The 11,208-nt window shown below is 40.2% G+C and carries 10 protein-coding genes; 1 reads left to right on the top strand and 9 read right to left on the bottom strand.

Features of this window, described 5'->3' with window-relative positions:
- Positions 1-18 precede the first annotated feature (18 nt).
- Positions 19-1,005 carry a diaminopimelate dehydrogenase gene (locus NYE61_RS14880; RefSeq protein ID WP_339315879.1) on the top strand — a complete coding sequence of 329 codons (987 nt, stop codon included), beginning with the start codon at positions 19-21 and terminating at the stop codon, positions 1,003-1,005.
- Between the two features lie 356 nt (positions 1,006-1,361).
- On the opposite strand, the gene NYE61_RS14875 is transcribed toward NYE61_RS14880, so the two are convergent.
- The 9 genes from NYE61_RS14875 to NYE61_RS14835 all read right to left on the bottom strand — a co-directional run bounded on the left by NYE61_RS14875 (position 1,362) and on the right by NYE61_RS14835 (position 11,206).
- Positions 1,362-2,318 (bottom strand): carbohydrate kinase, encoded by a 957-nt coding sequence (locus NYE61_RS14875; RefSeq protein ID WP_095310344.1) that lies wholly within the window; start codon positions 2,316-2,318, stop codon positions 1,362-1,364.
- Positions 2,319-2,341: 23 nt separating this feature from the next.
- The gene (locus NYE61_RS14870) at positions 2,342-2,836 is read right to left on the bottom strand and encodes a PTS glucose transporter subunit IIA (protein WP_118888315.1); all 495 of its coding nucleotides are present in this window, start codon (positions 2,834-2,836) and stop codon (positions 2,342-2,344) included.
- 15 nt (positions 2,837-2,851) lie between these two features.
- The gene (locus NYE61_RS14865; RefSeq protein WP_303447019.1) at positions 2,852-4,315 is read right to left on the bottom strand and encodes a glycoside hydrolase family 32 protein; all 1,464 of its coding nucleotides are present in this window, start codon (positions 4,313-4,315) and stop codon (positions 2,852-2,854) included.
- A gap of 12 nt (positions 4,316-4,327) precedes the next feature.
- On the bottom strand, positions 4,328-5,728 hold the full coding sequence (locus NYE61_RS14860; RefSeq protein WP_095310341.1) for a sucrose-specific PTS transporter subunit IIBC: 1,401 nt from the start codon (positions 5,726-5,728) through the stop codon (positions 4,328-4,330).
- Between the two features lie 139 nt (positions 5,729-5,867).
- A complete protein-coding gene (locus tag NYE61_RS14855; protein ID WP_303447020.1) occupies positions 5,868-6,851 on the bottom strand; it encodes a LacI family DNA-binding transcriptional regulator in 984 nt (327 codons plus the stop codon).
- A gap of 158 nt (positions 6,852-7,009) precedes the next feature.
- Positions 7,010-7,990, bottom strand: a complete 981-nt coding sequence (locus NYE61_RS14850; RefSeq protein ID WP_303447021.1) for a hypothetical protein — start codon at positions 7,988-7,990, stop codon at positions 7,010-7,012.
- Positions 7,991-8,117: 127 nt separating this feature from the next.
- Positions 8,118-9,224, bottom strand: coding sequence for a GntG family PLP-dependent aldolase (locus NYE61_RS14845; protein WP_303447022.1), 1,107 nt, complete (start codon positions 9,222-9,224; stop codon positions 8,118-8,120).
- Positions 9,221-10,741 carry a tripartite tricarboxylate transporter permease gene (locus tag NYE61_RS14840; RefSeq protein ID WP_095310337.1) on the bottom strand — a complete coding sequence of 507 codons (1,521 nt, stop codon included), beginning with the start codon at positions 10,739-10,741 and terminating at the stop codon, positions 9,221-9,223. The genes NYE61_RS14845 and NYE61_RS14840 overlap by 4 nt, the downstream gene beginning before the upstream one ends.
- A gap of 15 nt (positions 10,742-10,756) precedes the next feature.
- Complete coding sequence (locus NYE61_RS14835) at positions 10,757-11,206, bottom strand: tripartite tricarboxylate transporter TctB family protein (protein WP_118888309.1); 450 nt, start codon at positions 11,204-11,206, stop codon at positions 10,757-10,759.
- Positions 11,207-11,208: the final 2 nt, after the last annotated feature.

Below are 11,208 nucleotides of genomic sequence, written 5' to 3'. Positions count from 1 at the left end.
ATCATTGGAGTGTGACAAATGGAGAATACGATAAAAATTGGCATTGTAGGCTATGGAAATCTAGGTAGAGGCGCTGAAGCTTCCATTATGCAACAACCAGATATGGAGCTCGTTGCCGTATTTACTAGAAGAAATCCAGAAAGCGTACAGGTCTTAAACAGTAATGTGAAAGTATTACATATTGATGAAGCACCAAATTATAAAGAGGATATCGATGTCATGCTAATTTGTGGTGGCTCTGCAACAGACTTACCAGAGCAGGTCCCATATTTTGCTCAACTTTTTAATACAGTGGATAGCTTTGACACCCATGCAAAAATCCCTGAATTCTTTGCATCCGTTGACAAGCCTGCCAAAGAAAGCGGGAAAACAAGTATCATTTCTGTAGGCTGGGACCCAGGCATGTTTTCCATTAATCGCGTGCTCTCAGAAGCACTATTGCCACAAGGTGAAACATACACATTCTGGGGCAAAGGCTTAAGCCAAGGCCACTCCGATGCTGTTCGCAGAGTCGATGGTGTCAAAAATGGAGTTCAGTATACGATCCCTTCTGAAAAGGTAATCGAACAAGTGCGAAATGGGGAAAATCCAGACGTATCCAAAAACGACCGTCATGTACGCGAATGCTATATTGTCGCCGAGGAAGGCGCAGACAAGCAGAAGATTGAACATGAAATCAAAACAATGCCAAATTACTTTGCAGATTACGATACTACCGTTTATTTTATTTCAGAAGAAGAATTGAAACGCGAGCATTCTGCAATGCCACATGGCGGATTTGTTATTCGCAGTGGTGAAACTGGAGAAGGCAATAAGCAAATCATTGAGTACAGCTTGAAATTGGAAAGTAACCCTGAGTTTACCGCAAGTGTACTAACTGCTTATGCACGTGCTGCACACCGCTTAAATAAAGAAGGACAAACCGGTGCAAAAACAGTTTATGATGTGGCCCCAGGCTATATTTCACCGAAAACGGCTGAAGAATTGCGCAGAGATTATTTATAAAATCCAAAAATGACTTTTCTCGAAATAGTCCACTTAGGAGTAGCAACCAGAGTGGACTACTTTTTGATACAAAGTTCCAACATATTGATTCTAAAATGAATAGCATGAGAACTGAACTAGAATTGAAAATGGTTAACATGAGAACTGATTTAGAAGCCAGAATGGACAGAGGTTTTAATCATTTAGGCAAAAAGATCGATGGAATTTGAGTACATTTAACAGAAACCAAGATACTACTCATCCCTATATATTAAAAGTCCCTCGCTGCACTACTACTGTAATGAACGAGGGACTTTATTATGAATCTATTATCTTTTGAGACATGAATTAACAACCAATCGCTACACTATCATTCACTACTCCATCAACGTTTTAATTTCTTCTATACCAGGTAACGCACTAATCGCGCCTTGCTTTGTCGTAACTAAAGCTGCAGCTGCGTTAGCAAACCGGCCAATTTCAGCCAACTCCCCTATGGTAAGGTCGATAACATCTTTTTCCATTGTAGCGAAATGATATAAAAAAGCACCAATAAAGGAATCCCCTGCACCAGTCGTATCAACAGCTTTCACTTTGAACCCTTCCACAGACACGTCATCCGTATTCGTATAAAAGCTTACGCCATCCTTACCTCGAGTAACGATCACCAATGAAGCAGATCCAGCTAAAAGTGAGCGAATCGCTTTCGTTTCTTCTTCCTCGCCTGTGATAAACGCAAGTTCATCCACACTCACCTTTAGAATATCTGCATAAGGGATAAACTGCTGGATCGTCTTTTGATAAGCATCCAGGTCGTCCCACAAATTTTTCCGGACATTTGGATCGAAACAAACCGTTCCCCCTACATCCTTGATGTTACGAATGACTTCTACATGTGCATACTTCACATCAGCTTCAATTAAATCGACCGAGCAAAAATGCAAAATATCATCTGCAGAAAACCCAACTTCCTGCACATCAGCTCTATTTAACAGCATATCAGCACTCGGTTTTCGGTAAAAGACGAATTCCCTTTCTCCCTCTTCCTTCAGTGCGACAAATGCGAGTGCGGTATTGGCTTTATTTGTATGAAGCACATGACTTACATCCACACCATTTTTAGATAAAATATCCTTTAAATAGTATCCAAAATGGTCCTCACCGACCTGACCAATGAAACTACTGCGACCACCAAGCTTGGCAACGGTTGCAGCAACATTAGCAGGAGCTCCCCCTGGCATCTTCTTAAAACTTGCAACCTCTTCAATAGGGACTCCTATTTCATGTGGAATAAAGTCAATTAACGCTTCCCCAATCGTATAGACCTTTTTCATGTTTTTCAACATCCATTTCTATATTATTTCGTCACTTGTAGAATTTCATCTTGTCCAGCAATTACTTCTTTTATCGTCTTAGCTTCAATATTGCTCATATCATCCGTATTCGTAATGATAATCGGTGTTACAGTACTTTTTGCTTTCTCACGTATAATATCCATATCAAAGTGAATCAGTTTATCCCCTTGCTTCACCTGATCGCCTTCTCCAACATATGAAGTGAATCCTTCTCCATCGAGGCTAACCGTTTCAAGACCAATATGAATTAAAATTTCCGCTCCATTTTCAGCGCGAATTCCAACCGCATGTTTTGTTGGAAACACTTGAATGATTTCCCCGATTACGGGAGAAACAACTTCCCCATTTGTCGGTTTAATCGCGACCCCATCTCCCATCATTTTTTCGGAAAACACGGGATCCGGAACCTCCTCTAATGCTACAACTTCACCGCTAACCGGTGCATTTATAGAAACATCGGTTACTTCTTCTTTTTTCTTAAATAGTTTTCCAAACATAATCAAACCTCCAACTTAATATTCGGTAACTCTCTTGATATTCCATTTCTTTACGTCGATTTTAACATGTCCAGCTTTAGCAATGAAACGGATTTCGTCAACGTCTGGGTTATCAAACACTCTCGAAGTAAAAACTTCTTCTCCATTATTGATAAAAATCTCAATGGAAGAGGTATCTTTAAATATCTGGATATTTTGCAAGCTTTCCAATACGCAGTGCCTACCTTCTACACCATTCTTTGAAAATTCCCCTCGTTGAAACGTACAAATTTGTGTTTTAGCATCATAACGGAAGCTGCTCTTCTCACCTATTTCCACGGAAAATTCCGCAGCAGCTAAATCCTTGATAGCTATTTCCAACTCGAACACCTGACCATTTACACGAGGAAGGTCCACAGCCTCCTCCCAAACGACCACGTCAGTATGATGAACGCCTTCTTCACGTAACAATTGAAGTTCTTCTACGGGATATTGATGCAGTTTTCCATCCTTCCATTGAAGTTCTCTCGGTAATGTCAGTGCGTGAATCCACTCATGTTTTATAGTTGGGTGGATGGAGTCTCCCTTGTCTGCATTTCCCATCCATCCAACTAAAATTCTTCTTCCTGAGGGATCCGCTGTCGTTTGTGGGGCATAAAAATCAAATCCCCTATCCAATTCTACAAAATTACCATGGTCAAATAAAATTTTCTCATAATCTACCTTCCCGGCAAAATAGCCTGATTGGAAAATGTTATTATACGCAAAGCCTTTTGGCGACAGTCCTTGTGGACATACAGCCAAAATATCCTGCCCATCCAGTTCAAATAAATCTGGGCATTCCCACATATAACCGAAATCCGAAAGACCATTATGCCCACTTCCTGCTAAGACACCTTGGAAACTCCAATTTGCCAGATCAGCAGACGTATAGATCACGGCCTCGCCCTGCTCATCCTCTGTTTGTGCGCCTAACACCATGTACCACTTACCGTCTTTCTCAAACACTTTGGGATCACGGAAATGCATGGTATAGCCCTGGGGCACATGAATAATTGGCCCTTTTTTTTCAAAATGAATGCCATCTTCCGAAACCGCTAGACATTGATAGGATTCTCTTTTCCCATGTTCATTTTTCACATTGCCTGTATAAAAAACATATAATTTTTCCTGAAAAACGACCGCACTCCCGGAATAACAACCGTTCTTGTCGTACCACTGATCTGGTGCTAATGCTATCGGGGCTTCCTCCCAATGGACCAAATCATCAGATACAGCATGCCCCCAAAATTTAGCTCCATGCTCTGTCTGAAACGGATTCCACTGATAAAACATATGGTACTGTCCTTTGTAAAAGACGAAGCCATTCGGATCATTTAATAACCCAACTAGTGGCATGATATGAAAGTGCAGCCGGTAAGGGTCACGAGCGACAGTCTTTTTCCTATCATCTATGTTTTTGTATGCACGCTGCTTTAATTCACTAAATGATTGTTTCATAAACATCTCCTATTATGCATGTTCCTTTTGTGTGTCTTTATCTGCGTAACCAAACATCCATGTTAAAACGAAAGCAACCGCAATTGCTACAAGATTAACTAAAATATAAAGCAAAAGCTGTCCATCCAAGTATAAGAGCGCACCAGGTATTACAGTAATTGCCATACCAGACCCTGCAAGCTTCAGAATCGCCGCAAGGAAACCACCAGCAGCTCCACCAATTAGCCCCATTAAGAATGGCTTTCCATAGCGCAAGTTGACGCCGAAAATTGCTGGTTCCGTTATTCCTAAGAATGCCGATAAAGATGAAGGCATCGCTAACGCTTTTAGTTTCTTATGCTTTGTTTTTAAACCAACTGCCAGCGCTGCTCCACCTTGTGCTGCAACAGCCGAAGTAATAATAGCGTTATACGGATTATTCCCGAGATTTTCCAGTAACTGAATTTCCAACATGTTAAAAATATGATGCACACCAGTAATAACAATAATTTGATTAAAGAAACCTAGCAGAATTCCAGCTAAACCAAACGGTAATCCCAATACAAACAATGCAGCATCAAGAATATACGTTTCAACAATATGAAAGATTGGTCCGATGATGAATAAGGAAGCAATACTCATGAGTAATAACGTAAGAAAAGGTGTAACAATTAAATCAAACGTCTCCGGTACACGCTTACGTATTGCCTTTTCTAATTTTGCACCTATGATACCGGCGATAAATGCAGGTAGTACTGCACCTTGATATCCGACAACCGGAATAAATCCAAAGAACATCAGTGGCTCTGCACCTGTCGCAACACCCCACGCATTCGGTAATGCAGGGCTAACAAGCATCAGTCCAAGTACAACACCAATAATCGGTGTCCCACCAAACACACGGAAGGTCGACCAAGCTATTAAAGCTGGTAAAAAAATAAACGCCGTATCCGTTAAGATTTCCGTATACAATAGGAAGTTAGCGGATATATCATCTGTGGTCAATCCAAAAAGAGCCAGGATTTCTTCCTGCATGATGAGTCCACGAAGCCCCATAAATAGCCCTGTTGCAACAAGAACCGGAATAATTGGAACAAACACATCTCCAAACGTACGAATGGCTCGTTGTAGCTTGTTGCCTTTCTTACCAGCCTCTTTCGATTGCTCAGACTTTGTAGACGTTTTCAAATCAAATTTAGCTATTTCCTCATATATCCGATTCACCGTACCTGTTCCAAAAATAACTTGGTATTGTCCAGAGTTGAAAAAAGCACCTTTTACCTTGTCAATTTCCTCTACGCCTTCTTTATCAACTTTTTCTTCATCTCGAATAATAAATCGCATTCTCGTTGCACAATGGGTAACAGAATCAATATTTTCAGCTCCCCCTACAGACTTAATTAGCTCTTCTGCTATTTTTTTATTTTCAGACATAAACTATTCACTCTCCTTTTTCAATTGTGGAATCGATTCCACATTGTTCATAAAAATAGAAACCATATAAAAATTAATTAAGAAAAAGTATATGGAATCGATTCCACACTAATCAGCGTGAAATCGGTTTCCATATTAATTATACACTTCCCCGAATAATTAGTCTATAGTCCATCACTAATTTTTCCTGAAACGGTCTGGATTCAATGCTGGCTAAAATTTGCTTAGCCCCTTCCTCACCGGCTTTTTCATTTTGATAATCAACTGTTGTTAAAGCCGGTTCCATATACTGCGACATTTCCGATGCACCAATTCCCGCGATTGCCATGTCTGTTGGAATTTCCAATCCTTGCTCCTTTAAATAGCTCATCGCTCCAATTGCTAATCGATCCGTAACAGCAATAGTTGCAGTCGGCTTGTTCGCATATTTTAGGATTTCCCCCATCGCTTCATGACCAGAGGCAATATCAAAAATCGCTTTTTGAACCCATGTTTTTTCGACAGACAACCCCTGCGCTGCCATTTCATCTAAAAAACCCTTCTTCCGATAATATCCGACTGCCCGATCCGATTCATCCACACCAATAAAGGCAATTTTCTCATGCCCTTTTTGAATGAAAAGCCTTGTCAACTCTCGTACTGCACGATAATCATCATAGGTAACATGTATGACATCCTCTGCTTCCTGTCCAATCACGACTATCGGAATATTGATTTCTTTTATCTTTTTCATCAGCTTCGCATCGGCATTTGTAGCAATCAAGACTATCCCATCTACTTGTCTCACTTTCAACAAATCCAAATACTCCAGTTCCTTTTCTTTATCATGGTCGGTATTTGCCAAAAGAATTTGATAGCCGTGCTTTGAAAGCTCTCGTCCTAAACCAGTCACGATTCTACTCGGCGTTTCCGTTTGAATCGTTGGCAAAATCACCCCAATGACCTTCGTTTTCTTCGTTCTTAGCGACTTCGCATATTCACTCGGTGCATAGCCAGTCTCTTTAACCACACTCTCTACACGCTTCCTTGCATCCTCACTGACATAACCAGAGTCATTCAGCACTCTGGAAACCGTGGACCGGGAAACATTCGCCATCTCTGCAATATCTTTAATCGTTATCAAATCAAATCCTCCTAAGAGAGATAGACAGATCCTTATCTATCGTTCTTTAGCTCTTCCATTTCGTTAAGGTACATCAAAGCAATCCCTAGATTTCCCATTATACCACGATATATAGATGAGAAATAGGGATGGTTCGTTGAAGTGAAGGCCAATATAAATTATGGAGGAAAGGAGTCCAATGGAGGAGATTTCTTCCTCACTGGCCAATAGCTTCCCGTCTTCTTCTTTCTTCTCATCAAGAAAGCGGCGTAAATTAATAGCAGCGTGAGTACAATTGTAAGTATGTATAAGATCAACGCATTGAAATAGAAAAAGCTATCACTCACCTTAATGCCATCCATATAAACCCGATATGGGTTCTCTTCTGGATAATTGATTTTAACTGAAAAATCGTTATTGTTAAAAATGCTTGGAGACACAGCTTTTGTCAGATGGATCATACTGCCCTCCTGATCTTCAAAGGCAAGTGCAAGATAATAATAACTGCGCCAATAACCTTTATAGCTGTAGCTGTGATCTTCGTATCTATCCGTAATCAATGCAGTTGTCTCCTGCTGGTTACCATGATGAGCCTGAACAGTACTGACGATGTCCTTTGTCATCGAAACATAGGAAAATAAAAGCCCAATACAAAGACCCGCGATAAATATCCCGGAAAATAACCGACTTAACCATTTATCATGGCTGTTTGTCCATCTATTCACTGATGGAATATGAATCAACTGATAGATAATAAAAAAGGTTGGATAGATAAGAGCGATAGCCATCAATAGAAGATGTTCATAGATTTGGGAACGTATATCCTCCTTGCTAAACGCTGCACCGGTTAAGGTGCCCTTTAGCGTATCACCAATTTCAAGTGCATCAAATTCACTCTTTGGGATCTCTGCATAGTCCCTAGCCTCACTATTATAGATCACATTTTCCTCAGCCCCATCGGTTAACACGGCATAATAGGTTAGTTTTCCAAACAGACCGTTATGTACAGCTTTACCTTGTACAGTTTCTTCCAGCTGTTCATCGCTTTGCTGCTGAATCAATTGATAAAGTTCTTTTGATTCATCAATAAACCCATTCACAAACGCAACGAACACAACGATACCAACCATATACAGACTGATCCGCTTAAGTAATTCCATAACTTTCCCTCATTCGCAGAGACAATTTTGATATAAAATAATTATACCATTCAATCAAATATTTCAACTTGACTTTTTCCGTCTCTTCTAGCTAAAGGCTGGTTATAAGAACCAGCCCTTACTTACTCTATTCTATGTCAGAATCAACTTCCTTTAAATTATGGCAGTACTGATTGAAAATAACCGCTGCTTTTTCTACATTCTCCGTACTTATGCCATGGTATGTTGTCATTCTTATATGGTTATTTGACACGGCTTTCACATATAACCCACGCTCTGCAAGTTCCATTTCAAATTTCGCAGCTGAATAACCACTGTTCGAAACATCTATGATGACAATATTCGTTTGCACATTTTCGAGATTTACCTTTATCTTTGTGTTTCCGACAATCTTGCTAGCAAGTAAATAAGCGTGTTCATGATCTTCTTTTAACCTCTGTGATTGAATTTCTATACCAATAATACCCGCAGCAGCAATAATACCCACTTGCCGCATGCCACCGCCTAGTAGTTTTCTCGTTGATCTTGCCTGCTTTATAAATGCTTTACTTCCACAAAGCAGTGATCCAATTGGTGCACCTAAACCTTTTGATACGGAGAACATAACGGAATCAACTGGAGCCACTAGATCGCTTACTGGCAGATCATAATATGCTGCGACATTGAATATTCTCGCCCCATCTAAATGGACTGGAACGCTATATTCGTTTGCAAGTTCACAAATTGCTTTCGTCTCTTTAGCCGACATACATGCACCGCCGAAAAAGTTATTGGAATTCTCCAGGCATAATAGGTTCGTATTTCTTTTTCTAAAATGAGATGCTAGGCTATCCACCCTTGGAACGCCTCGATTATCTGCCTCATACAGAACCGGATCGAGGCCAAAGTAAGATTCCATAAAGGGAGATTTTTCGCTTTTGTATAAATGGCTGTTTGCTCCTACAGCTACAAGGTCCCCTCTCGTACAATGCGTCATTAAAGCAATTATATTTCCGATTGTACCGCTGTTACAAAACATCGCATCTTCTTTTCCCGTTACTTTTGCAGCCAGATCTTCAAGCCGATTGACGGTAGGATCCTCACCTTTTCCATCCCGACTAGTTCTTCCGTCATCTCCAACTACCGCATCAAACATGGCTTGCCTCATTGAATCGATAGGTTTTGTCAGCGTATCACTCCGTAAATCAATTAGCATTGCTCTCCTACTTTCATCATTCACAATTTGCCGTGTCACATCGAATTATATTTTTGGTCTACTGAATCTTCATCAATTTTTTTCCTGTTTCTATTCCTTAAGATAGGAACAATGAATGACAGAAATGCGATGACAATTAATGTCAAAGCGATTGGTTTTTCCACAAAAATAAACAGGCTGCCGTTCGATATGGTTAAGGACTGACGCAACGATTGTTCCATCATCCCACCTAAAATAAAAGCTAGCAGCATGGGAGCGGCAGGAAATTTGAACCGTGCCATAAAGAAACCAACAATACCAAATAACACCAACAAATATAAATCGAACGTGTTATAACTTACTCCGAAAACACCGATGATACAGAAGACGATGACGAGTGATATAAGTAATGGACGAGGTACTTTAAGTATTTTTGATATATATGGTATTAATGGTAGGTTCAGAACGAGCAAAATAACATTTCCTATATACATACTTGCAATCACTCCCCAGAATATATCCGGGTGCTCAGTCATCAGTAATGGTCCGGGCTGGACACCTAATACAATCAAAGCACCTAACATCACCGCAGTTGTTCCGGATCCCGGGATTCCTAAACTTAATAATGGAACAAAAGAACCACTGGAAGCACTGTTATTTGCTGCTTCTGGTGCAGCAAGTCCAGCAATCGATCCTTTACCGAACTCCTCGGGTTTTTTGGATAACTTCTTCTCCGAAATATATGCTAAGAAAGAAGCGATGGTACCACCTGCGCCAGGAAGAATACCGATTAAAAAACCAATTAGGGATTGTCTCCCCGTTGGGCCTGCCATTTCTTTGACTTCATTTTTTGACAACTGCAAGCTTCCTAATTTTTTCCCGAAGACGCTCTTTTCTTTTCGCTCAAAAATTAATGAACTAACCTCGGCCAAAGCAAATAAACCAAGGGCGATAACAAGGAAGTCAACTCCTTCAAGTAAATTGGCATTACCAAAGGTATATCTCGTCGTCCCTGTTTGTCCATCAATACCAACGGTTGCAATCATAAATCCAATTGTAGCTGATATTAAAGCTTTTACCGTGGACCCATCAGCGAAACTCGACACTGCGAGCAACCCGAACAACATCAAGGCAAAATATTCAGCAGGACCAAAAGATACCGCGACACTTGCAAGCACGGGTGCAAAAAGTGTTAGAAGAATGACACTTATGGTACCTCCCACAAACGAAGCTATGGCTGAAATCGCTAGAGCTTTACCAGCTTTCCCTTGTTTTGCCATTGGGTATCCATCGAAGGTAGTCGGAACAGACATCGATTCACCTGGTGCGTTCAGCAGGATGGAGGAAGCCGCTCCACCATATGCTGCTCCGTAATAAACCCCAGCCATTAACAATAGCGCCATAGCAGGATCCATTCCATACGTGATTGGGATCATAACAGCAATAGCAGTGATGGGTCCTAATCCCGGAATCATTCCAATTAACGTCCCAGTTACCGCACCAATAAATACAATTAATAGCCCTTGGAAACTTAATGCTACCTGAAATCCAGTTATTATTCCGTCAAAAATATCCACATTATTCCCTCCCCTCTAAAATGGTAATATTCCACTAGGTAATGAGATTTGCAAAAACGAATCGAATAAAAAATAAATACTAAGCGGTAAAGCTAAAGATACAATGACATTGGGAAGCCATTTTTTAAATCCAAGGAATAATGAATTAAAAAATATAAATAATGCGGTTGTTAATACAAAACCTATTATTTCAAAAAAGAAAACATACAGAATTACGAAACCTAATACAGATAAAATCACCTGCGTTTCGCCCTTTGGCAGTCTTCTTTCCTCTTTTTTACTCTCATCCTTACTGAAATATAGAAAGATTGATAAGAGCAAAAGAATGAATCCAAGTGTAATTGGCACGGCATCAGAATCTACTGGAACGTACGGATAATCCGGCAAACGAAAACTGAATAGTAAGTAGCAAGCAGCAAGGATTGCTAATAAAAGAGCTAATTTTTTATTTAGTGTATTTAACATAT

Source organism: Oceanobacillus sp. FSL W7-1304 (genome assembly GCF_037969805.1).
In the GTDB taxonomy this organism is placed as follows: domain Bacteria; phylum Bacillota; class Bacilli; order Bacillales; family Amphibacillaceae; genus Oceanobacillus; species Oceanobacillus profundus.
This window is presented reverse-complemented; position numbering and strand designations above follow the sequence as displayed.